We start from the raw sequence: 22,502 nt of genomic DNA, 5'->3' as shown, positions 1-22,502 counted from the left end.
GCTTCTATCTTATTACTGGAGACATTCAATGAGCGAGTCGTTTGTACTGGTCGAGACCCGGGGCCGCGTCGGCCTGCTGACGCTGAACCGCCCCAAGGCGCTCAATGCGCTGAACGATCAACTGATGGATGAGCTCGGCGCGGCACTGCTGGCGTTCGAAGCGAATGCCGACATCGGCTGCGTGGTCATTACCGGCAGCGAGAAGGCCTTTGCCGCAGGCGCCGATATCGGCGCGATGAAAGACTGGTCGTACATGGATGTGTACGGCAGCGAATACATCACCCGCAACTGGGAAACCTTGAAGCGCATCCGGAAGCCCGTAATCGCCGCCGTGGGCGGCTACGCGCTGGGCGGCGGCTGCGAACTGGCCATGATGTGCGACATCATCATCGCCGCTGACACCGCCAAGTTCGGCCAGCCGGAGATCAAGCTGGGCGTGATCCCGGGCGCCGGCGGCACGCAGCGCCTGCCGCGCGCCGTGGGCAAGGCCAAGGCCATGGATCTGGCGCTGACCGCCCGCATGATGGGCGCCGAAGAAGCGGAGCGCGCCGGCCTGGTGTCGCGCGTGGTCCCCGCCGACAAGCTGATGGAAGAAGCCCTGGATGCCGCCACCGTCATCGCGTCGATGTCGCTGCCGTCCGTGATGATGGCCAAGGAATGCGTGAATCGGGCGTTCGAAAGCTCGCTGAACGAAGGCCTGCTGTTCGAACGCCGCGTCTTCCATTCCCTGTTCGCCACCGAAGACCAGAAGGAAGGCATGGCCGCGTTTACCGAAAAGCGCAAACCGGACTTTAAACACCGTTAAGCCTTGTTACGTCCGCGCAAGCGGCGTGTGCATGTCCTGATACACCCGACGCGCCCGGCAGGGCGCGTTTTTCATGGGCGATGAATACGGGTTTTCCCGTTGCGCCTTGAAACGTCTGGGCAGCACCTTGTTGCAGACTTCTTCCCTATCCTGATTAGGCGTCATCAAGAGGTGCCGCGCCAGAGCGGCTTGCCCAACCTGGCAAGTCCCGCGCGGCGGCTCGCTTGCAAACAAAATCAAGAAGGAGCCTTGCATGCGTACTTTTATCGCCAATCGCCGGTGGTCCGCCGCGGTCCTTGCGGGCGCGCTCAGCGCCTGCTTCGTGACCGCCACTCAGGCTCAATCGCCGCAGCCCACGCTGCGCCTGGTGTCCGAAACGCCCTATCCCGCCTCGGCTGCCGCGCCGCAGATGAGCGAGCAGGATCTGCGCGACACGGCCATCGATGCCTACGTCTACGCCTATCCCATGGTGTTGATGGAGCTGGCGCGCCGCAAGGCCACCGCCGTGCAAAGTCCGCTGGACGGGCGCGCGCCGGTGAACCAGTTCGGCCACAAGACCGCTTTCCCTGACCCGCGCGCCGCCGACACGCCGTGGCCCAGCGCCGACGCGCTGTACTCCAGCCTGTGGTTCGATGTTTCGCAAGCGCCGCTGATCGTGAACCTGCCCGACACGGGCGGGCGCTATTCGGTGCTGTCGGCGCTGGATATGTGGAGCGACGTGTTCGCCTCGCGCGGCACCCGCACCAACGGCCCCGGCGCGCAATCCTTCGCCATCGTCGGCCCCAACTGGCAGGGCAGCGTGCCCGCCGGCATCGACGTGATCCGCAGCCCGACCTCGACCGGCTGGTTGATCGGCTGGACCCAGACCGGCGGTCCGCAGGACTACGCGGCCGTCAATCAGATCCAGGCCGGCATGACTGCTGTGCCGCTTGTCACGCAGACCGCCGCGACGCCGATGCGCAGCGGCCGCTACACCGCGGGCAACGCCTATCCGCAGACCGGATCGGGCGTGGGCTCGGCCCCGATCGGCAGCGGCCTGCCGTTGCCGACGCCGGTAAACCTGCCCGAGGGCACGCCCGCCGAGCAGGCGGCCAGCATGGACGCGGCATCCTTCTTTGCACTGTTCTTCGATGTGTTGCGCAACAATCCGCCGCACGCCAACGATTCGCCGATCCTGGACCGCATGCGCCGCATCGGCTTGGACAGCCGCCAACCGTTCTCGTATGGCCGCCTGAGCCCGGCCGTGCAGCAGGCCCTGGCCGATGCCCAGCCGCTCGCGGGTCGCCGCATCGCCGATGGCGTGTCGCGCCTGGGCACGCCGATCAACGGCTGGAACACCGTCCTGTCGGGCATCGGCACCTACGGCACCGACTACGCGCGCCGCGCCGCCATCGCTTATGCGGGCCTGGGCGCGCCGACGCCGGAGGACGTGCTGTACCCGGTGACCGTGGCCGATTCGAAGGGCCGTCCGTTGAACTCCAACGAGGACTACGTGCTGCACTTCGACAAGGGCCAGCTGCCGCCCGTCAACGCGTTCTGGTCGCTGCACGTCTATAACGACAAGCACGGCTTTGCCGACAACCCCGCCAACCGCTACGCGCTGCGCAGCACCGACGGGCTGAAGTACAACTCGGACGGCTCGCTGGACATCTACATCCAGCGCCGCGACCCGGGCGAGAAGAAGCGTTCGAACTGGATCAGCACGCCGGCCGCCGACGGTCCGTTCCTGTTGAGCCTGCGCCTGTACTGGCCGCAAGACACGGCGCTGGATGGCCAGTGGGCGCCGCCGCCGGTCAAGGAAGACTAAGCCCGCGCAGCCGGTTGCCACCGCCTGCCGGAACAAAGCGGCCCCGATGTCGGGGCCGTTTTTTTAGAGTGCAGAGGCGGGTTGCGCAAGGCTTGAGCAGGTGGAACGAGGGGCGCGCTCGCGTCCCTATTTTTCGTGCGGTATCTAGTACGCCCGGGCCGTTGTTTGCACCTTACAAACCCCCGAAAGTTCATTTGCTCGAGCAAAAAGAATCACGCTATACTCTGCGGGTTTGACGCTTGCGGGATAAGAACACGTGGCGGCTGGTAAGCGGTGGATGGGCGCGGATTGCAGGGTAGAGACGCTAAATTAGCGGATGCTGAAAAGCATGGGCTGAATAGGCGAACGCTGAAAGGCAAACGCTGAAAGGCGAACCCAGGCAAGCCGAAGCCAGACACTAGCGCGTACTGAAAGCGGTGCCTTTGACTTATGTAAGGACAAAGCATCAGGTTTCAAGTGCGGGCACGCCGGTTCTGATAGGGGCAAGAAGTACAGCGGGGAAGTTTGATGCAGCAGAACTCGATGCAACATGTGCAACAGGGTTTGTTGGACCAGGACGAGATGGACAAGGTTCTGGTTCTCAGCGACGCGGATCGCGCGGCGCTGAATGCTCAAGCTAGCCGCGGGCTCCTGTTGGCATTGGCGGCGCAAGGCGCCATGGGGCTCGCAGCAGCAGTAATTGCGGGGGTTGTCGGAGGGGCAGCGGCTGGTTGGTCGGCGCTGGCGGGGGCGGGAGCGTATTTCATACCCAATGCGTTGTTCGCATTGCGCCTGGTTGTCAGCGTTCGTGCCGGTCGAGCCAGTCCCTTTACCTTTCTCTCTGGTGAGTTGATCAAGTTGTTCGCAACGGCATTGCTGTTGTGGGGGCTTTCGCGTGTGGCGCAGGACACCCTGGTGTGGCCCGCTGCATTGCTCGGTCTGATACTCACATTGAAGGGTTACCTCCTGCTTTTGATGTTCCGCAAGTTGTCTTAGCGCCGAGTAGTCAGTAGCGGCAAACGTGATCGTGGAATCGTCCGGCTCGCAAGGGTTCGGGCATACAGCAAATAGGGTAGGATTCAAATGGCTGCTGCCAGCGACGTGTCGCCTCAGTCCGCGTATATTCAGCATCACCTGGTGCATCTGAACAATACCGGTGAGAAACAGAGCGCAATTGCTCAGTTCGACATCATCAATTACGACTCGTTGTTCTGGTCCGGCCTGATGGGTCTGATCGTGATTTTCTTCCTGTGGCGCGCTGCTCGCCGCGCCACCAGTGGCGTGCCGACCCGCTTCCAGGCTTTCGTGGAAATGATCGTCGACATGGTCGACGACCAGGCCAAGGGCATCGTCCACAACGCCAAGAGCCGTCTTTTCATCGCCCCGCTGGCGCTCACCGTGTTCCTCTGGATCATCCTGATGAACGCGCTGGACTTGCTGCCGGTTGACCTGTTGCCCTCCATCTGGCGCCTGACCGGCCTGGGTGCGGAACACGGCGATCCCCTCTATTACCACCGCATTCTGCCGACCGCCGACCTGAACGTGCCGATGGGCATGTCGCTGGGCGTGCTGCTGCTGATGTTCTACTACGGCATCAAGATCAAGCACCCGGGCGGCTTCGTCAAAGAACTGTTCACCGCGCCGTTCCATGCGCATGGCCTGGGCGCCGTCGTGCTGGCCCCGTTCAACCTGCTGCTGAACCTGATCGAATACGCCGCCAAGTCCGTGTCGCTGGGCATGCGGTTGTTCGGCAACATGTTCGCCGGCGAACTGATTTTCATGCTGATCGCCCTCCTGGGCGGCGCCTGGACCGGCTTCAACGGTGCCAGCATCGGCTTGGGAATCGGCCACATCCTGGCCGGCTCCATCTGGGCGATCTTCCACATCCTGATCGTTCTTCTGCAGGCCTTCATCTTCATGATGCTGACGCTGGTGTATCTCGGCCAGGCACACGAAGGCCACTGATCCCCCGAATTTCCTGCGCTGGCCACCCGGCCAGCGTGGGATAGCAAGATTATCTTGCATTGAGCTGTACCCCTTATTTTTCAATTTTTGACTTCAGATTTCTAACCAAGGAGTTGTCATGACCAACGTCGCTTTCGTTGCCCTCGCTTGCGGTCTCATCATCGGTTTGGGTGCTATCGGCGCTTGCATCGGCATCGCACTGATGGGCGGCAAGTATCTGGAAGCTTCGGCTCGTCAGCCTGAGCTGATGAACGCTCTGCAAACGAAGATGTTCCTGCTGGCTGGCCTGATCGACGCGGCATTCCTGATCGGCGTGGGTATTGCCATGCTGTTCGCCTTCGCCAACCCGTTCGTCGGCTAAGGCAGCGCCCGCCGGCGAATAGGCGGGTCATGACGCTGGCGGCGATGAGGGCGCAAGTCCCATCGCCGGTCAGCAAAGTATCGAGTGCTCCGTGACGCCCCTTTCCGGGTGCGGTCGGAGCCGCAAGGTGTTAAAGGAACGACCGTGAATCTGAACGCGACGATCATTTTCCAGATGCTCGTGTTCTTCGTTCTGGGCTGGTTCACGATGAAATTCGTGTGGCCTCCTCTGACGAAGGCGATGGACGAGCGCCGCCAAAAAATCGCCGACGGCCTTGCCGCCGCCGAGAAGGGCAAAGCCGACTTGGCTCAAGCCCAGGCGCGTGTCAGTCTTATCGAGGCTTCTGCCAAGTCCGAAAACCACGCCCGCATCATCGAGGCCGAAAAGCAAGCCGCCTCCCTGATCGAGCAAGCCCGCCGTGAAGCGGAAGCTGAACGCGCCCGTATCGTGGCTCAAGCAGCTCAAGATGCCGCGCAGGAAGTTCAGCGCGCTCGTGACTCGCTGCGCGACGACGTTGCCGCGTTGGCTGTCAAGGGTGCTGAACAGATCCTCAAGCGCGAGGTTGACGCCCGCGCCCACGCCGAGCTGCTGAACCAGCTTCGCGCGCAGCTTTAATCCGGGACCGTCATGGCTGAACTTTCCACTGTTGCCCGTCCCTACGCTGAAGCGCTCTTCAGCGCAGCGCGCGACGACAAGGCCGGCTTGCCGGCTTGGGCCGACCTGGTCAGCGAAATGTCGCAGGTCGCCTCCAACCCCGACGTGCGCGAGGCCATGGCCGACCCGCGTCTGGGCGACAAGCAGCGCGTTGAGCTGTTTTCCGGCCTGATCAAGGTCGAACTGCCGCAGGCCGCCCGTAATTTCATCGAGCTGCTGGTTGAAAACGACCGACTGCTGCTGCTGCCCGACATCGCCACGCAATTCGTGGTGCTGCGGAATCGTCACGAGGGCACGGCGCAGGCGGAAATCACCAGCGCGTTCGAACTGAGCGACGACCAGGTCAAAGAACTGGTTGCCGCGCTCGAACAAAAATTCGGCCTCAAGCTCAAGCCCAACGTCACCGTCGACAAGTCGTTGATCGGCGGCGTGCGCGTGGCTGTCGGTGACCAGGTGCTCGATACTTCCGTACAAGCCCAATTGGTCCGCATGCGCGATCAGCTCGCCGCTTAAGGCAACTAACAGGATTCCAGGAGTCAATATGCAACTCAATCCCTCCGAGATCAGCGAACTGCTCAAGAGCCGCATCGAGGGCCTGGGCGCTTCGGCTGATGTCCGTACTCAGGGCACCGTCGTGTCCGTGACCGACGGTATTACCCGCATCCACGGCTTGTCCGATGTGATGCAGGGCGAAATGCTCGAATTTCCCAACAACGTTTTCGGTCTGGCGCTCAACCTTGAGCGCGATTCCGTCGGCGCCGTTATCCTCGGCGACTACACCGGCATCTCCGAAGGCGACCAGGTCAAGACGACCGGCCGCATTCTGGAAGTTCCGGTCGGTCCGGAACTGAAAGGCCGCGTGGTCAACACGCTGGGCGAGCCGATCGACGGCAAGGGTCCGGTCAACGCCAAAGAAACCGACATCATCGAAAAAGTGGCGCCTGGCGTTATCGCCCGCCGCTCGGTGTCGCAGCCGCTGCAAACCGGCATCAAGGCTATCGATTCGATGGTGCCGATCGGCCGCGGCCAGCGCGAACTGATCATTGGCGACCGCCAGACCGGCAAGACCGCCGTCGCTGTCGACACGATCATCAGCCAGAAGGGCAAGGGCGTCACCTGCGTGTACGTCGCTATCGGCCAGAAGGCTTCCACGATCAACAACGTGGTCCGCAAGCTGGAAGAGCACGGCGCGATGGAATACACCATCGTCGTGGCCGCTTCGGCTTCCGACTCGGCCGCCATGCAATACCTGGCCGCCTACGCCGGCTGCACGATGGGCGAATACTTCCGCGATCGCGGCGAAGACGCCCTGATCGTTTATGACGATCTGACCAAGCAAGCCTGGGCCTATCGCCAAGTGTCGCTGCTGCTGCGCCGTCCGCCGGGCCGCGAAGCCTACCCGGGCGACGTGTTCTACCTGCACTCGCGTCTGCTGGAACGTGCTGCCCGCGTGAACGAAGACTACGTCGAAAAGTTCACCAATGGCGCCGTCAAGGGCAAGACCGGTTCGCTGACCGCACTGCCGATCATCGAAACGCAAGCCGGTGACGTTTCCGCCTTCGTTCCGACCAACGTGATCTCGATCACCGACGGCCAGATCTTCCTGGAAACCGACCTGTTCAACGCCGGTGTCCGCCCCGCAATCAACGCCGGTATCTCGGTGTCGCGTGTGGGTGGCGCTGCGCAGACCAAGGTCGTCAAGAAGCTGTCCGGCGGTATCCGTACCGACTTGGCGCAGTACCGTGAACTGGCCGCCTTCGCGCAGTTCGCTTCCGACCTGGACGACGCCACCCGTCGCCAGCTGGAACGCGGCAAGCGCGTGGTCGAACTGCTCAAGCAGCCGCAATACCAGCCGCTGCAAGTGTGGGAACTGGCCGTCACGCTGTACACGGTCAACAACGGCTACCTGGATGACGTGGACGTGGCCCAAGTGCTGTCGTTCGAGAAGTCGCTCAAGGATCAACTGAAGGCCAAGCATGCGGCCATGATCCAGCGCATCGAAGACACCAAGGAACTGTCCAAGGACGACGAGGCCGAATTGGCCACCGCCGTTCAGGAATTCAAGAAGCACGGTGCTTTTTAAGAAAGTGATGGGTTAGGCGTCTGCAACGCCTCACCCATCCTTACCGGATGGTTGAGGCGTGAGCGGAACCCATCGGCCAGTCTTCACAGGAAAGCGCAATGCCCGGAATTAAGGAAATCCGAACCAAGATCAAGAGCGTGCAAAACACGCGCAAGATCACCAAGGCGATGGAAATGGTCGCCGCATCCAAAATGCGCAAGGCGCAGGAACGGATGCGTGCTGGTCGTCCGTACGCCACCAAGGTGCGCGAGATTGCTGCGCACCTGATGCAGGCCAACCCCGAGTACAGCCACCCGTACCTGGTCGAACGCGAAATCAAAGCGGTCGGCGTGGTCATGGTGACGACTGACAAGGGTTTGTGCGGCGGCTTGAACACCAACATCACTCGTGTGACGTTGGGCAAGCTGAAAGAGTTCGAGAAAAACGGCATCGCCGTGCAAGCGACCGCTTTCGGCAATAAGGGCGTGGGTGTGCTGACCCGTATCGGCGCCAAACTGGTTTCCCAGGAAGTGCAACTGGGCGACAAGCCGCAACTGGACCGCCTGCTGGGCGCGATCAAGGTGCAGCTGGACGCCTACCTGGATGGCCGCATCGACGCGCTGTACGTGGCATCGACCCGCTTCGTCAATACGATGAAGCAGGAGCCGCTGTTCTTGCGTCTGCTGCCGTTGGCCAGTGGTTTGGAAGATCCGTACCAGACGGGTGCTGAAAGCCTGGCCAAGACGTCGGAAGTGAAGTCGGACTACAGCTGGGATTACATCTACGAACCCGACGCCCGTAGCGTGATCGACGACCTGCTGCAGCGTTACGTTGAAGGCCTGCTGTATCAAGCCGTGGCCGAGAACATGGCTTCGGAGCAGTCGGCCCGGATGGTCGCCATGAAGGCGGCGTCGGACAACGCCAAGAAGGTCATCGGAGAGCTGCAACTGGTCTACAACAAGACCCGTCAGGCCGCGATCACCAAAGAAATTTCGGAAATCGTAGGGGGCGCTGCCGCCGTTTAAGGCAGGCAGCTCCCATCTAAAGCTATCAAGCAAGGAATCGACATGAGCAACGGAACCATCGTTCAGTGCATCGGCGCCGTGGTGGATATTCAGTTCCCCCGCGATCACATGCCCAAGATTTATGAAGCGCTTACTCTGGCCGACGACGAGTCCTCCTCGTTCGCCGAAAAGGGTCTGACGCTCGAAGTGCAGCAACAGTTGGGCGACGGCGTGGTGCGTACCATTGCGCTGGGCTCCAGCGACGGCCTGCGCCGCGGCATGAAGGTCACCGGCACGGGCGCCCCGATCTCGGTGCCGGTCGGCACCGGCACGCTGGGCCGCATCATGGACGTGCTGGGTCGTCCCATCGACGAAGCCGGCCCGATCCAACACGAAGAAAAGCGTGGCATCCACCAAAGCGCTCCCCGCTTCGACGAACTGTCGCCGTCGGTGGAACTGCTGGAAACCGGCATCAAGGTTATTGACTTGGTCTGCCCGTTCGCAAAGGGCGGCAAGGTCGGCCTGTTCGGCGGCGCCGGCGTGGGCAAGACCGTGAACATGATGGAACTCATCAACAACATCGCTAAGCAGCACAGCGGTTTGTCGGTGTTTGCCGGCGTGGGTGAGCGTACCCGCGAAGGCAACGACTTCTACCACGAAATGGAAGAGTCGAACGTTCTGGACAAGGTCGCGATGGTGTTCGGTCAGATGAACGAACCCCCGGGCAACCGTCTGCGCGTGGCGCTGACCGGCCTGACGATGGCCGAGAAGTTCCGTGACGAAGGCCGCGACATCCTGTTCTTCGTGGACAACATCTACCGCTACACGCTGGCCGGTACCGAAGTGTCCGCACTGCTGGGCCGTATGCCGTCGGCCGTGGGTTATCAGCCCACGCTGGCTGAAGAAATGGGCAAGCTGCAAGAGCGCATCACGTCGACCAAGACGGGCTCGATCACCTCGATCCAGGCCGTGTACGTCCCTGCGGATGACTTGACCGACCCGTCGCCTGCCACGACCTTCCAGCATTTGGACTCCACCGTCGTGCTGTCGCGTGACATCGCTTCGCTGGGTATCTACCCGGCCGTGGACCCGCTGGATTCGTCCAGCCGCCAGCTAGACCCGCAAGTCGTCGGCGAAGAGCACTACGCCGTGGCTCGTGGCGTGCAGCAAACGCTGCAGCGCTACAAGGAACTGCGCGACATTATCGCGATTCTGGGTATGGACGAACTGTCGCCGGAAGACAAGCAGGCCGTGGCCCGCGCTCGTAAGATCCAGCGTTTCCTGTCGCAGCCGTTCCACGTTGCTGAAGTGTTCACCGGCTCGCCCGGCAAGTACGTTCCGCTGGCCGAAACCATCCGTGGTTTCAAGATGATCGTGAACGGCGAGTGCGATGCCCTGCCGGAACAGGCCTTCTACATGGTCGGTTCGATCGACGAGGCCTTCGAGAAGGCCAAGAAACTGCAATAAGGAACCGATATGGCTACCCTGCATGTGGATGTCGTCAGCGCAGAGGAAGCGATCTTCTCCGGTGAGGCGAAGTTCGTGGTGCTGCCTGGCGAAGCGGGTGAACTGGGCATTCTGCCCGGCCACACCCCGCTGATTTCGCGCATACGCCCCGGGACGGTCAAGATCGTTCGTGCCGACCAAGGCGAGGAAAACATCTTCGTCGCCGGGGGCATTCTGGAAGTGCAGCCGGGCAGCGTGACGGTTCTGGCCGACACGGCTATCCGTGCCGCCGACCTGGACGAAGCCCGTGCCCTGGAAGCTCGCAAGAAGGCCGAAGAGGCCCTTGCGAACGCCAAGGACAAGGCTGACATCGCTGTCGTCGAAGCGGAACTCGCCATGCTGGCTGCGCAAGCCATCGCGGCGCGCAAGCTGCGCCAAGGCGGTCGTTCGCACTAAGCGGCAAAGCAATACCCCGGGGTTCGCTCCGGATTGGAAAAAGCGGCCAATGGCCGCTTTTTTCATGCTCGCGCGTTTCATGCCCGCGCATCATGTGCCCGGGTGCGGGGGCGACCGCAATGCGTTCACTACGAATGGCGACGCGGCTTGCACGACAGTAGCCTTCAACTTTGCCTACTTAGCCAAAGGGGAAAGCGTGCGAGAAGTCCTGGATTGCGGGGTGCTGCTGGCGCCGGGCCATGAAGGCGCCATGCGCGATTGGGTCGCCCGGCATCAAGCCCGGCTGACGCGGATCCGACTGCACCTGGTGCCGCTGGTTCGCACACACGCAGCGGAGGCCAATGCCGAGCTTCTCGCGGCTCCTGCGCACGGCACGGGCGTCCACCCACATCCGCTGCAGGACGTTCAGGTGCTCGCGCGCCTGGCGATATCGCTCAAGCGCTATGACGGCTGCATCCTGCCTGTGACGCCGTCCACGGTCGCGTGGGCGCGCATGGCCCTGGCTCAGGCAGGCACCGCGCTGACGACGCCTATCCTGCTGCTGATGGACGACATGAAGGCCCCCGCCATCGAAGACCTGCTGGGCTTAGGCGTGGCGGACTTCATCGCGCAGCCCGCCTGCCTGGAAAGCATGCGGGTGCGCCTGGACCGGATGGTGCGGCCCGCCGTGTGGCGCCAGCCGCCGCGCGCCAGTGTGCGGGAACCGGCGGCCAGTTATCCGGGCGGGTCAGAAGCCGCAGCGCACGAGGTGGCTCGCCCGCGGTTGCCGGCAGAACTTGTCGAACAGGCCGCGGCCGGCATGCGCGAGGCACGGCGCCTGCCGGCGCAGGAGGCGTTCCGCGTGGCCAAGTCGCGGGTGGTGGACGGTTTCGAGCAGGACTACATTCGTCACGCGTTGTCACGCCACGGCGGCAACGTGGCGCAGGCCGCCCGGGCCTGCGACAAGCATCGGCGCGCATTCTGGGCGCTGATGCGCAAGCACGGCATCGAGGCCGCGCCGTATCGGCAGGCGGCGTTGGCGCGTCGGACGGAGTATTGAAATACCGGGGATCACCCCGCGCCGCCGCCGAAAAAGTTGAAATGCCCGGCAGAACTGCCGCCGACTTGCGCCCAAGCAAGCCGGGTCTGCCGGCCTGGCGCGCCTTGTCAGCTTGGGGAAGTAAAATCACGGCTTCCGATCATCGAGGATAGTCGTGTCTGCTTCCAGCTTGAAGAACGATGTGTTCTTGCGCTCGCTCTTGCGCGAGCCCGTGCCCTATACCCCGATCTGGCTGATGCGCCAGGCGGGTCGCTACCTGCCCGAATACCGCGCGACGCGCGCCCGGGCAGGCTCTTTCATGGGCCTGGCTCAGAATCCGGACTACGCGATGGAAGTCACATTGCAGCCGCTCGAGCGTTTCGACCTGGATGCGGCCATCCTGTTCTCGGACATCCTGACCGTGCCGCATGCGATGGGCCTGGGCCTGGATTTCGCCGAAGGCGAGGGCCCGCGCTTTGCCCGCCCGGTGCGTACCGAGGACGACGTGGCGCGCCTTGCCGTGCCCGACATGGACAAGCTGCGCTACGTATTCGACGCGGTCAGCGTCATCCGCCGCGAACTGGACGGCAAGGTGCCGCTGATCGGCTTTGCCGGCAGCCCGTTCACCATCGCCTGCTACATGGTCGAAGGGCAGGGCAGCGACGACTACCGCCTGATCAAGACGATGCTGTATTCGCGTCCGGATCTGCTGCACCGCATCCTGGAAATCAACGCCGAAGCCACGCTGCAGTACCTGAACGCGCAGATCGCCGCTGGCGCGCAAGCCGTCATGTTGTTCGACAGCTGGGGCGGGGTGCTGGCCGATGGCCTGTTCCAGCAGTTCTCGCTGGCGTACACAAAGAAGGTCGTGGACGGCCTGACCCGCGAGCACGAAGGCCGGCGCGTGCCGGTCATTGTCTTCACCAAGGGCGGCGGCCAGTGGCTCGAGCAAATCGCGGCTTGCGGCTGCGACGCGGTAGGCCTGGACTGGACGGTGGACCTGGCTGCGGCCCGCCGCCGCACGGGCGACTCCGTGGCCTTCCAGGGCAACCTGGACCCGATGGCGTTGTTCGGCGGCGCGTCCGCCATTCGTACGGAAGCCCGCCGCGTGCTGGACGCCTTCGGCCCGGTGGGCAAGGGCGGCCACGTGTTCAACCTGGGACACGGCATTTCGCGGTTTACGCCGCCGGAAGCAGTAGCGGAATTGGTCGACGAAGTCCACCAACACAGCCGCTTGCTGCGGGGGTAAGTGAGTGAACGCTTCGGTCCAAAGGGCCGAAGTTTGAGGGCCCCGGCGGACACTTGTGCACAGCAAGATTTTGCTCGGGGAAAACCCTTTAGAAGCTAGTTTACAATCTTGGAAGGCTGTTTAAGTCTTTGTTTTAATAGACAAAAAACCAGTTTTCCACCGGATTGCAACAGCGTGCGCAATCTACGCTTATTCCAAATCTTGACGTTGCCCCAGCCTTTTCCCCAAAGTTATCCACAGGTGGGGGCTGGAGCAAGCCGACGCATTGGGGCGACAATTGCCCCGCTGCGCCTTCCTTAGCAGTTTCCCGCCATCCAGGTCTTACCCGCCCCATGCACCCTCCCAGCATCCATGTCTGAAGCGCCGCCGATTACGACTCCCGCAGCGGTTTGCTGGGTGCGCGTGGCGCTGGACGTGCCCTTGCCCGGCCCCTTCGATTACCGCAGCGAGACCCCCGTGCCGGTGGGCCTGCGGGTGATCGTGCCGTTCGGGCGGCGCAAGATGATCGGGGTGGTGGTGGAGAACCCGGCCGAGCCCTCGTTCGACCCGAAGCAGATCCGCCCCATCGAGCAAGTGCTGGACGACCTGCCGCCTTTTGACGAGGACTGGCTGCGCCTGGCGCGGTTTGCCGCGGAATACTACCAGCGGCCCCTGGGCGAGGTGATGCTGCCGACCTTGCCGCCACCCCTGCGCAAACCCACGGCGTATCAGGGAAAACGGTCGGCGGGCGGGCCGGTGGCGCGGCTGGACAACCGCAAGCGCAAGACGGCGCGCGCGCCGGCCAAGGCCGACCAGCCGCCCGAACTGAACGAGGCCCAAGCCGCCGCCGTGGACGCCATTGGCGCCCTGGCCGGCTTCAAGCCCGTGCTGCTGCATGGCGTGACGGGCAGCGGCAAGACCGAGGTGTACCTGCGGGCCGCCGAACGCGTGCTGGCCCAGGGGCGCCAGGTGCTGCTGATGGTGCCCGAAATCAACCTGACGCCGCAGCTGGAAGGCGCGCTGCGCGCCCGCCTTGAGGCGCTGGTGGGCCCGGACGGCCTGGCCGTGATGCACAGCGGCTTGTCCGACGGCGAACGCCTGCAGGCCTGGGCCCGCGCCCAGCGCGGCGACGCGCGCATGCTGCTGGGCACGCGCATGTCGATCTTCGCGCCCTTGAGCAAGCTGGGCCTGATCGTCGTGGACGAAGAACACGACGCCTCCTACAAGCAGCAGGACGGCCTGCGCTATTCAGCGCGCGACCTGGCCGTGTGGCGGGCCCATGACCTGGACATTCCCGTGGTGCTGGGTTCAGCCACGCCGTCGCTGGAAACGTGGCAACACGCCGAGCGCGGCCGCTATCTGCGCCTGACGCTGCCGGGGCGCGCGCGATCCAGCAGCTTGCCGTCGATGCGGCTGGTGGACACGCGCCGCCTGCAGATGAAGCACGGTATGTCGCCGCATCTGCTGGAGGCGATCGGCCAGCGGCTGGAGCGCAAAGAGCAGTCGCTGATCTTCCTGAACCGGCGCGGCTATTCGCCCGTGCTGCATTGCCAGTCGTGCGCGTGGGTCAGTAATTGCCCGCGCTGCACGGCCTTTACCGTGCTGCATCGCACCGACGGCCGCGGCCACCGGCTGCAGTGCCACCATTGCGGCTATCAGGCGCCCGTGCCCCGCGCATGCCCCGAATGCGGCGACCAGGACCTGGCGCCGATGGGCCGCGGCACGCAGCGCATTGAAGAGCATCTGGCCGAGCTTTTTCCCGGCGCGCGCATCTTGCGCATCGATGCGGACAGCACGCGCAAGAAGGGCAGCGCCGAGGCGCTGTTCGCCTCGGTGCATGCGGGCGAAGTCGACATCCTGGTGGGCACGCAGATGGTGGCCAAGGGCCACGATTTTGCGCGCCTGGGGTTGGTGGGTGTGCTGAATTCCGATTCGATGCTGTTCGCGCACGACTTCCGCGCGCCCGAGCGTCTGTTCGCCCAATTGATGCAGGTGGCCGGCCGTGCCGGGCGCCACCAGGGCAACGGCGAGGTGCTGATCCAGACCGGCTATCCCGAGCAGCCCGTCTACCAGGCGCTGCTGCGTCACGACTACGCGGGCTTTGCGCGGCATGCGCTGCATGAACGCGAAAGCACCGGCCTGCCGCCGTTCGTCTACCAGGCGCTGCTGACGGCCGAGGCGCGCGAGTTGAAGGTGGCGCAGGCTTTCCTGGAACGCGCGCGCGTGCTGCCCGAAGGGGAGTGGGCGGCCGACTTTCCGGGCCTGGACGCGATCATGCTGTATGACCCGGTGCCGCTGCGGGTGGTGCGGGTGGCCAATATCGAACGCGCGCAACTGCTGGTGGAAAGCAGCAGCAGACCGGCCCTGCAGGCGTTCCTGGCGTCGTGGTCGCACCATCTGCCCTACATTGCCAACGAGGCGCGCGTGCGCTGGCAACTGGAAGTCGATCCGCTGGAGATCTGACCCCTCGGCATCTGCCGATGCGTCATCCATCCGATTGTTCTATGATCGTCTTCCTCTATCGCGCTGGCGCGGCAGGCCCGCATCGGCGGCTGCGCCCGTCCCCATTTTCTCGCGTAGTACCAGCCCGCTGACGGGCGGCTGCCGGCCCTGCGCCTGGCGGCCGCATCCGCGTTGCGGCGAGCGCGATGCATGACGACCCAACTCAAAATGTCCGCAAGCGAATCTATTGGTCAAGGCATGAATCCCGCCCAGAAGGAGGCGGTGCTTTACCTGGACGGCCCGTGCCTCGTGCTGGCCGGCGCCGGCAGCGGCAAGACGCGCGTGATCACGCAGAAGATCGCTTACTTGCTGCGCGAGTGCGGCTACATGGGCCGCAACGTGGTGGCGCTGACCTTCACCAACAAGGCCGCGCGCGAGATGGACGAGCGCGTGAAGACCCTGGTGGACCGCAAGCTGTCCAAGGGCCTGATCATCAGCACGTTCCATTCGCTGGGCGTGAAGATGCTGCGCGAAGAGGCGCGCAACGCGGGCCTGAAACCCACGTTCTCGATCCTGGACGCCGATGACGCCATGTCCATCATCCAGGAACTGCTGGCCACGACCGACAAGGCCCGCCTGCGCCACGTGCAGGGCATCATCTCGCTGTGGAAGAACGCGTTGCTGGAGCCGGACGACGCCGCGCGCGAGGCGGTCACGCCGGGCGATGTTGAAGCGGCCAACGTCTACCGCAGCTACGCGGCCACGCTGGCGGCCTATCAGGCGGTGGACTTCGACGACCTGATCCGCATCCCTGCGTTGCTGCTGGCCAGCAACGAGGAAGTGCGCACGCGCTGGCAGAACCGCGTGCGCTACCTGCTGGTGGACGAATACCAGGACACCAACGTGTGCCAGTACCGCCTGGTGCAGCTGCTGACCGGGTCGCGCGCCATGTTCACGGCAGTGGGCGACGACGACCAGGCAATCTATGCCTGGCGCGGCGCCACGATCGAGAACCTGGCCAAGCTGACGACCGACTACCCCAACATCAAGCTCATCAAGCTGGAGCAGAACTACCGGTCGGTGCAGCGCATCCTGGCCGCCGCCAACCAGGTCATCGAGAAGAACCCCAAGCTGTTCGACAAGAAGCTGTGGTCGGACCTGGGCGTGGGCGAACCGATCCTGGTGTCGGCGATGGACGGCGAAGAGCAGGAAGCCGAATCCATCGCCATGAAGGTGTCGGCCTCGCGCTTCGAACGCCAGGCGCAGTGGAAGGATTTCGCCATCCTGTACCGCAGCAACCACCAGTCGCGCATCCTGGAGCAGGCGCTGCGCAATTTGAAGATTCCGTACACGATCTCGGGCGGGCAGAGCTTTTTCGACAAGACCGAAGTGCGCGACGTGCTGTCGTATCTGCGCCTTTTGGCCAATGACGACGACGACCCCGCGTTCATTCGAGCGGCCACCACGCCCAAGCGCGGCATCGGTCAGGCGACGCTGCAGGTGCTGGGCCAGTACGCGGCCTCGCGCGAGATCTCGCTGCTGGCGGCGGTGGCCGAAACCGGCCTGGAAAGCCTGTTGGCGCCGCGTCAGCTGGACCCGCTGCGCACCTTTGCCGAGTTCATCCGCCGCATGCAGTGGCGCGCCGGACGCGGCGCGGCCTCGGGCAAGGACGCCGCGCCCGCCGAACCCGCGGGCGTCATCCTGGACGACCTGGTGGAAGCCATCCAGTACGAGCGCCACCTGTTCGAATTGTTCGAGGAACGTCCGGCGCAGACGCGCTGGCAGAACGTGCTGGAACTGACGGGCTGGCTCAAGCGCAAGGCCGAAGAAGACAACATGACGCTCTTCGACCTGGTGCAGCACGTGGCGCTGGTGACCATGCTGGAGCGCGGCGAAGAAGAAGAGCCCGACGCCGTCAAGATGTCGACGCTGCACGCCTCCAAGGGCCTGGAGTATCCGCACGTGTATCTGGCCGGCGTGGAAGAGGGGCTGCTGCCTCACCTGGGCAAGGACGACGAAGTCGGCGACCCGGCGCGCGCGGCCGAGAACCTGGCCACGCGCATCCAGGAAGAACGCCGCCTGATGTACGTGGGCATCACGCGTGCGCAGCGCAGCCTGAACCTGAGCTGGTGCAAGCGTCGCCGCCGCGCCCGTGAAGACCTGGTGCGGGAGCCGTCGCGCTTCATCGAAGAGATGGGCTTGGGCGATGTGCGGGTGCAGGAAGACGAAGCCACGGCCGCCATGAATCCCAAGGAGCGCATGGCGATGCTGAAGGCGCTGTTGAAGAAGTAGCGCGCGGGAGCCGACGCCATGAAAGACGACGTCCGATATCACCCGGTGCCCGGCACGCCGGGGCTGGTGCTGGGCCAGGCGCGGTTCAGCGAATTCCAGTTTGACCGCCACTACCATGTGGACTATCACATCGGCCTGGTGACGCAGGGCGTGCAGCGCCAGTGTTTCCGGGGCAGAAGCATCCTGCTGGGCCCCGGCGGCCTTGCCCTGATGCCGCCGGGCGAGATCCACGATGGCGCGGGCGTCGACGCTTATGGTGCTTCGTACACACTGAAGACCTTCCGCCTGTCGCCCGAGCTGATGCGCAGCTTCATCGAAGACGTGTCGGGGGCGGCTGCGGATGAACGCTTCTCTGCGACGCTGGTGGAAGACGCCGCGCTAGCCGCCCGTTTCATGGCGTTGCACAGCGTGTGGATGTCGGGCGCGCCGGATGAGCCGCTGGCGCAGGAATCGCAGTCGCTGGCGTTGATGGGCGCCTTGTTCGCGCGTACCGGCGCCGTGCAGCCCGAAACGGTCAAGGGCGGCTTGTCGTCCACGCATCTGCACGCCGTGCGCGACTATTGCCAGGCGCACCTGTGCGAGAAGATCGCGCTGGACGACCTGGCCCGGCTATGCGGATTGAGCCGCTTCCAGTTCCTGCGGCGTTTCACGCATTCGGCTGGCCTGACGCCGCACGCGTGGCTGGTGCGGTTGCGGCTGGAGCGCGCCTGCGCGGCGCTGGCCACCGAGCGGGTGTCGGTGGCCCAGGTGGCGGCGGACGTGGGCTTCTATGACCAGAGCCACTTCAACCGCGCCTTCCGCATGGCTTACGGCGCGCCGCCTTCGGCGTACCAGCCGGCGGCTTAGGCCGCGGACCCGCACGCGAGCACAGGTCTTAAGCAACTTGCGCGCGCAGCGCCGACAGGAAGTGGTCCACGTCCTGCTCCTGCGTCGCGAACGACGTCACCAGGCGCACGACGCCCGGGCCCCAGCGGTCGTGGTAGAAGCGGAAGCCATCGGCCAGCAGGCCTTCGATGGCCTGGGCAGGCAATTGGCAGAACAGGATGTTGGCGTCGACGGTGCCTTGCAGCGCCACGCCCGGCAGCCCTTGCATGCCGGCCGCCAGCCGCGCGGCCATGGCGTTGGCCTGGCGTGCGTTGCGCAGCCACAGGTCGTTGTCCAGATACGCTTCCAACTGGGCCGACAGCAAACGCATCTTCGAGAACAGATGGCCGCCGCGTTTGCGGCGGAACTCCAGTTCACGGGCCCGTTCCGGGTTGAACAGCACAATGGCCTCGGCGCCCAGCACACCGTTCTTGGTGGCGCCGAACGACAGGACCTCTACGCCCGCCTTCCACGTCATTTCCGCCGGCGTGCAGTTCAGGCTGACCAGCGCATTCGCAAAGCGCGCGCCGTCCATGTGCAAGGGCAGGCCGGCATCGCGGCAGATGCCGCCGATGACGTTGATTTCATCCAGCGTGTAGACGCCGCCGGTTTCGGTGGCCTGGGTGATGCTGACGCACGAGGGTTGGACCGAGTGCACGTCGCCGACTTTGCGGCGGGCTTCCACGGCCAGTTCTGCCGGATCGATCTTGGCGGCCTGGCCACCCAGAAGCTTTAAGCGCGCGCCGTTGGTGTAGAACTCGGGCGCACCGCATTCGTCATTGGCGATGTGGGCCTGCGCGTGGCACAGCACGGCGCCCCAAGGGGGCGTCAACGCCGACAGGCTGATGGAATTGGCGGCGGTGCCGGTGGGCACCAGCAGCACGTCCACGTCACGTTCGAAAATGTCGGCCAGCTTGCGCTGCACGCGCAAGGAGCCGTCGTCGGTGCCATAGGCCGGGGCCTGGCCGGTGCCGGCGCGCAGCAGGGCGTCGAAGACTTCCGGGCTGGCGCCCGCGATGTTGTCGCTGGAAAAACCCTGTTGCAGGGCGGGGACGGATGAGGGCGTAGTCACAGGCAAGTTCCGGCTGATGCGGGGAAAAGGCCACTATGCCGCGGCGCGGACGGGCAAGCTTGTAGAAAATTGCGGGTCGCTCCTACACTGGGCAAGTCTGTCTTGAAGGAGTGCGTCATGTGTCGTTGGCTGGCTTACACCGGTAGTCCCCTGCAGATGGAGAGCGTGCTCTTCAAAGCCAAGCACTCGCTGATCGACCAGAGCCTGCACGCGCGCCTGGGCGCCACCACCACGAACGGCGACGGCTTCGGCCTGGGCTGGTATGGCCGCGCCCCGGCGGGTCAGTCTCCCGAACCTCCGTTCCGCTATCGCAGCGTGCATCCCGCCTGGAACGACCGCAACCTGCGCGAGGCGGCGCGCGCGATCCATGCGCCGCTCTTCGTCGCGCACATCCGCGCGGCCACCGATACGCCCGCGCAAGAGACCAACTGCCATCCGTTCCGGCACGGGCAGTGGCTGTTCGTGCACAACGGCGTCATCCGCGACTATCCGCTCTTGCGCCGCGATCTGATGCTGATGATCGCGCCGGCGTATTTCGGGTCGCTGGAAGGGTCGACGGATTCCGAGGTGATGTTCCTGCTGGCGCTGACGTTCGGCCTGGAGGAGGACCCGATCCCGGCGCTGGCCCGCATGGTGGGCGCGGTGGAAGAGACTGGGCGGCGTCATGGCGTCACGCATCCCATCAACATGACCGTCTGCGCACTGGACGGCCACCGCCTGATCGCCGTGCGCTATTCCAGCGAGGCCGAATCGCGCACCTTGTTCCACAACACCTGCGTGCGCCACCTGCGCGAACTGTATCCGCAGGACGCGCAGATCGCCGCGCTGGACGAGAACGCCTTCCTGCTGCTGTCCGAACCATTGAGCGAGATGCCCGGAGCCTGGGAAGAGGTGCCCGAGGCGACCGCGATCATCGCCGGGGGCGGGGACGTGCAGCACCATCCCTTCGTGCCGATTCCGCCGGGCGCGTGACGCGAGCGGGTGCTTGGTGTCCGCCAAGGGGACACCTTTATCAGCGATAAAAGGGGTCATCAAGCACGTATTCCTCATATGGGGGAGAATGCGTGTCGCAAGACTTTGCGACGTCCTGGGCCGCGAAAGCACCCTAACTGAATAAGGAAGTTGCATGACTAATAGCAAAACCCCGCAGGCATCTGACGCATTGGCGGTGTTTACGCACACGGGGAGCGCCCCGGATCGCTTTGAATTGCATGACAAGGGCGTGGTCAGCCAGCATGGCGACACGCGTAATTACGCGGCTTTCGCGGACATCCAGGATCTTTGCCTGTTCGCCTCCGGCCCGGCCGCGGCGGTTCAGGTAGACAGCTTTGCCTACCGCACGGATTCGGCCCAAGACTGGACCGTGGTGCCCAGCGGCACCAGCGAATTTCCCGCATTCATGGACGGATTCCGCTCGCGCTACGTCGAGCAGCGCCTGCCCGTGCTGGAAGCCATGATCGCCAATGGCACGCGCGTTCCCTTCCGCTATATCAAGGCCGGCGAGTTCCCTGGCCTGGAAACGCAAGAACTGGCCCTGTCGGCGCAAGGCCTGCACATCGGCGGCGCCACCTGGCCCTACGAGTCGCTCAAGCGCATCGACCTGAATGACTGGACCGAGACGGTCACCCTGCAAGACGACAGCGGCAAGACGGTGTTCTCGTGCCTGGCCACGCGCATCCTGAGCTCGGACCTGTTGGTGAACCTGGTGTACGACCAGTTGGGGCAGACGGCGGAATACGCCTGACCGGGACACGACCCCAAGCGGCGCCGGGCGCGCCGGCTTTTCCCGGATGAAGAAAGGGCCGCTTGCAGCGGCCCTTTTCCATTCAATGCCCCGCGTGCAGCGCGGGGTTCAAGGTGCCCCAGGCGGCGGTGCGCACCAGGCACTCCACGGCGCCCGTCTGCGAGTTGCGGCGGAACAGCAGGCCATGCTGGCCCGCCAGCGACACGGCTTTCACCACGGCGCCTTCCGGCGTCAGCACGCGCGTGCCGGCGGTGACGTAGCAGCCGGCCTCGACCACGCAATCATCGCCCAGCGAGATGCCCAGGCCCGAGTTGGCGCCTAACAGGCAGCGCTTGCCGATGGACACCACCTGTTTGCCGCCGCCGGACATGGTGCCCATGATGGAGGCGCCGCCGCCGATGTCGGTGCCGTCATCGACGATGACGCCCGCGCTGATGCGGCCTTCGACCATCGACGCGCCGAGCGTGCCGGCGTTGAAGTTGCAGAATCCTTCGTGCAGCACGGTGGTGCCTGCCGCCAGGTGTGCGCCCAGCCGCACGCGCGCGGTGTCCGCGATGCGCACGCCGCCGGGCACGACGTAGTCGGTCATGCGGGGAATCTTGTCGATGCCGCGGATCTCCAGGGTCTGGCCGATGGCGCGCAGTTGCCAGCGCAAGGCGTCGACCTGGTCGATGGCGCAGGGCCCGACGGAGGTCCACGCGACGTTGGCGAGCACGCCGAACAGGCCGTCCAAGTTGGCGTCATGGGGGCGGATCAGCCGATGGCTGAGCAGATGCAGCCGCAGATAGGCGTCATGCGCGTCGACAGGCGCTTCGGCAAGCGAGGGGATCGCGGTGCGCACGGCGACGATGTCGACTTTGCGGCGGGTGTCCCGGATGAGGGCCGTGGGAACGTGCTCACCAAGCGCGGCGCGCGCTTCTTCAGGCGTCAGATGCCGGGTGCCGCCGGCAGGGGTGTGATCGGCCAGCGACGGACGCGGATACCAGGTATCAAGAATGGTGCCGTCGGCGGCAAGAGTGGCAAGGCCGTAGGCGATGGCGCTTTGAGATGCGGGGGCGGCGGACATGGCGGGGAGTTCTGGACTGGAATTGGGAGGATTCTAGGCGATTGAAGGTTTTGGCGGTATTTGATGGTTATTCGTAGGCGTCGGCAGGTCTTCGTCGGTTACGCCTCGGGTCTTCGTAGGTCGCCCATCGTCGCTGTCGGCGTGACGGCGCGCGCCCACGATTGCGGTCCGGAGCCTTCGCTCCGGACGTCCCCGTCGTCATCCTTGTATGGTGAGGGTGCGCCCTCTGCAGTGGGG

20 protein-coding genes are annotated in these 22,502 nt (G+C 64.5%); 18 read left to right on the top strand and 2 right to left on the bottom strand.

Annotated features, from left to right (window positions below):
- The first annotated feature begins 28 nt into the window (after window positions 1-28).
- From CEY09_RS28865 to CEY09_RS28790, 16 genes are all read left to right on the top strand, one after another.
- Window positions 29-805 carry an enoyl-CoA hydratase gene (locus CEY09_RS28865; protein WP_088591231.1) on the top strand — a complete coding sequence of 259 codons (777 nt, stop codon included), beginning with the start codon at window positions 29-31 and terminating at the stop codon, window positions 803-805.
- 253 nt (window positions 806-1,058) lie between these two features.
- Window positions 1,059-2,612 (top strand): DUF1254 domain-containing protein, encoded by a 1,554-nt coding sequence (locus CEY09_RS28860; protein ID WP_088591230.1) that lies wholly within the window; start codon window positions 1,059-1,061, stop codon window positions 2,610-2,612.
- A gap of 561 nt (window positions 2,613-3,173) precedes the next feature.
- Window positions 3,174-3,587 (top strand): ATP synthase subunit I, encoded by a 414-nt coding sequence (locus CEY09_RS28855; RefSeq protein WP_035214069.1) that lies wholly within the window; start codon window positions 3,174-3,176, stop codon window positions 3,585-3,587.
- Between the two features lie 87 nt (window positions 3,588-3,674).
- Window positions 3,675-4,556, top strand: a complete 882-nt coding sequence (atpB, locus tag CEY09_RS28850) for a F0F1 ATP synthase subunit A (RefSeq protein WP_006227276.1) — start codon at window positions 3,675-3,677, stop codon at window positions 4,554-4,556.
- A 118-nt stretch (window positions 4,557-4,674) separates the two neighbouring features.
- The gene (atpE, locus tag CEY09_RS28845; RefSeq protein ID WP_003815363.1) at window positions 4,675-4,917 is read left to right on the top strand and encodes a F0F1 ATP synthase subunit C; all 243 of its coding nucleotides are present in this window, start codon (window positions 4,675-4,677) and stop codon (window positions 4,915-4,917) included.
- Window positions 4,918-5,061: 144 nt separating this feature from the next.
- Window positions 5,062-5,532, top strand: a complete 471-nt coding sequence (locus CEY09_RS28840) for a F0F1 ATP synthase subunit B (protein WP_006227275.1) — start codon at window positions 5,062-5,064, stop codon at window positions 5,530-5,532.
- A gap of 12 nt (window positions 5,533-5,544) precedes the next feature.
- A complete protein-coding gene (locus tag CEY09_RS28835) occupies window positions 5,545-6,084 on the top strand; it encodes a F0F1 ATP synthase subunit delta (RefSeq protein WP_088591229.1) in 540 nt (179 codons plus the stop codon).
- Window positions 6,085-6,112: 28 nt separating this feature from the next.
- Window positions 6,113-7,654 (top strand): F0F1 ATP synthase subunit alpha, encoded by a 1,542-nt coding sequence (gene atpA, locus CEY09_RS28830; protein WP_088591228.1) that lies wholly within the window; start codon window positions 6,113-6,115, stop codon window positions 7,652-7,654.
- Window positions 7,655-7,752: 98 nt separating this feature from the next.
- Window positions 7,753-8,658, top strand: coding sequence for a F0F1 ATP synthase subunit gamma (gene atpG, locus CEY09_RS28825; protein ID WP_006227273.1), 906 nt, complete (start codon window positions 7,753-7,755; stop codon window positions 8,656-8,658).
- 42 nt (window positions 8,659-8,700) lie between these two features.
- On the top strand, window positions 8,701-10,104 hold the full coding sequence (atpD, locus tag CEY09_RS28820) for a F0F1 ATP synthase subunit beta (RefSeq protein ID WP_006217063.1): 1,404 nt from the start codon (window positions 8,701-8,703) through the stop codon (window positions 10,102-10,104).
- A 9-nt stretch (window positions 10,105-10,113) separates the two neighbouring features.
- Window positions 10,114-10,539, top strand: a complete 426-nt coding sequence (locus CEY09_RS28815; RefSeq protein ID WP_006227271.1) for a F0F1 ATP synthase subunit epsilon — start codon at window positions 10,114-10,116, stop codon at window positions 10,537-10,539.
- A 196-nt stretch (window positions 10,540-10,735) separates the two neighbouring features.
- Window positions 10,736-11,578, top strand: coding sequence for a helix-turn-helix domain-containing protein (locus CEY09_RS28810; RefSeq protein WP_234818421.1), 843 nt, complete (start codon window positions 10,736-10,738; stop codon window positions 11,576-11,578).
- 154 nt (window positions 11,579-11,732) lie between these two features.
- Window positions 11,733-12,806: a uroporphyrinogen decarboxylase gene (hemE, locus tag CEY09_RS28805; RefSeq protein WP_006227269.1), complete on the top strand. Its 1,074-nt coding sequence runs from the start codon at window positions 11,733-11,735 to the stop codon at window positions 12,804-12,806.
- Between the two features lie 351 nt (window positions 12,807-13,157).
- Window positions 13,158-15,248 carry a primosomal protein N' gene (locus CEY09_RS28800; RefSeq protein WP_088591226.1) on the top strand — a complete coding sequence of 697 codons (2,091 nt, stop codon included), beginning with the start codon at window positions 13,158-13,160 and terminating at the stop codon, window positions 15,246-15,248.
- Window positions 15,249-15,455: 207 nt separating this feature from the next.
- Window positions 15,456-17,519: a UvrD-helicase domain-containing protein gene (locus CEY09_RS28795; RefSeq protein WP_088591225.1), complete on the top strand. Its 2,064-nt coding sequence runs from the start codon at window positions 15,456-15,458 to the stop codon at window positions 17,517-17,519.
- A gap of 18 nt (window positions 17,520-17,537) precedes the next feature.
- Entirely contained in the window at window positions 17,538-18,365 is an 828-nt protein-coding gene (locus CEY09_RS28790) for an AraC family transcriptional regulator (RefSeq protein ID WP_088591224.1), read from the top strand.
- Window positions 18,366-18,393: 28 nt separating this feature from the next.
- Here CEY09_RS28790 and CEY09_RS28785 read toward each other — a convergent pair whose 3' ends face one another.
- Window positions 18,394-19,455: a threonine aldolase family protein gene (locus CEY09_RS28785; RefSeq protein WP_006227265.1), complete on the bottom strand. Its 1,062-nt coding sequence runs from the start codon at window positions 19,453-19,455 to the stop codon at window positions 18,394-18,396.
- Between the two features lie 117 nt (window positions 19,456-19,572).
- Between CEY09_RS28785 and CEY09_RS28780 the strand changes: the two genes are divergently transcribed.
- Together CEY09_RS28780 and CEY09_RS28775 are read left to right on the top strand one after the other, a co-directional pair.
- On the top strand, window positions 19,573-20,427 hold the full coding sequence (locus tag CEY09_RS28780) for a class II glutamine amidotransferase (protein ID WP_006227264.1): 855 nt from the start codon (window positions 19,573-19,575) through the stop codon (window positions 20,425-20,427).
- Between the two features lie 154 nt (window positions 20,428-20,581).
- Window positions 20,582-21,199, top strand: a complete 618-nt coding sequence (locus CEY09_RS28775; protein ID WP_035214049.1) for a hypothetical protein — start codon at window positions 20,582-20,584, stop codon at window positions 21,197-21,199.
- A gap of 82 nt (window positions 21,200-21,281) precedes the next feature.
- Here the strand turns inward: CEY09_RS28775 and dapD are convergent, their stop codons facing one another.
- Window positions 21,282-22,265: a 2,3,4,5-tetrahydropyridine-2,6-dicarboxylate N-succinyltransferase gene (gene dapD / locus CEY09_RS28770; protein WP_088591223.1), complete on the bottom strand. Its 984-nt coding sequence runs from the start codon at window positions 22,263-22,265 to the stop codon at window positions 21,282-21,284.
- Window positions 22,266-22,502 lie beyond the last annotated feature (237 nt).

This window comes from Achromobacter marplatensis (assembly GCF_002209535.1).
Classification (GTDB): domain Bacteria; phylum Pseudomonadota; class Gammaproteobacteria; order Burkholderiales; family Burkholderiaceae_B; genus Achromobacter; species Achromobacter marplatensis.
This window is presented reverse-complemented; position numbering and strand designations above follow the sequence as displayed.

Coding starts and splice junctions, on each gene's coding strand:
- atpB (WP_006227276.1), top strand. CDS start 3,675: ATGGCTGCTGCCAGCGACGTGTCGCCTCAGTCCGCGTATATTCAGCAT.
- dapD (WP_088591223.1), bottom strand. CDS start 22,265: ATGTCCGCCGCCCCCGCATCTCAAAGCGCCATCGCCTACGGCCTTGCC.
- CEY09_RS28860 (WP_088591230.1), top strand. CDS start 1,059: ATGCGTACTTTTATCGCCAATCGCCGGTGGTCCGCCGCGGTCCTTGCG.
- CEY09_RS28865 (WP_088591231.1), top strand. CDS start 29: ATGAGCGAGTCGTTTGTACTGGTCGAGACCCGGGGCCGCGTCGGCCTG.
- CEY09_RS28780 (WP_006227264.1), top strand. CDS start 19,573: ATGTGTCGTTGGCTGGCTTACACCGGTAGTCCCCTGCAGATGGAGAGC.
- CEY09_RS28795 (WP_088591225.1), top strand. CDS start 15,456: ATGTCCGCAAGCGAATCTATTGGTCAAGGCATGAATCCCGCCCAGAAG.
- CEY09_RS28855 (WP_035214069.1), top strand. CDS start 3,174: ATGGACAAGGTTCTGGTTCTCAGCGACGCGGATCGCGCGGCGCTGAAT.
- CEY09_RS28775 (WP_035214049.1), top strand. CDS start 20,582: ATGACTAATAGCAAAACCCCGCAGGCATCTGACGCATTGGCGGTGTTT.
- CEY09_RS28800 (WP_088591226.1), top strand. CDS start 13,158: ATGTCTGAAGCGCCGCCGATTACGACTCCCGCAGCGGTTTGCTGGGTG.
- CEY09_RS28815 (WP_006227271.1), top strand. CDS start 10,114: ATGGCTACCCTGCATGTGGATGTCGTCAGCGCAGAGGAAGCGATCTTC.
- atpD (WP_006217063.1), top strand. CDS start 8,701: ATGAGCAACGGAACCATCGTTCAGTGCATCGGCGCCGTGGTGGATATT.
- atpA (WP_088591228.1), top strand. CDS start 6,113: ATGCAACTCAATCCCTCCGAGATCAGCGAACTGCTCAAGAGCCGCATC.
- atpE (WP_003815363.1), top strand. CDS start 4,675: ATGACCAACGTCGCTTTCGTTGCCCTCGCTTGCGGTCTCATCATCGGT.
- CEY09_RS28835 (WP_088591229.1), top strand. CDS start 5,545: ATGGCTGAACTTTCCACTGTTGCCCGTCCCTACGCTGAAGCGCTCTTC.
- CEY09_RS28790 (WP_088591224.1), top strand. CDS start 17,538: ATGAAAGACGACGTCCGATATCACCCGGTGCCCGGCACGCCGGGGCTG.
- atpG (WP_006227273.1), top strand. CDS start 7,753: ATGCCCGGAATTAAGGAAATCCGAACCAAGATCAAGAGCGTGCAAAAC.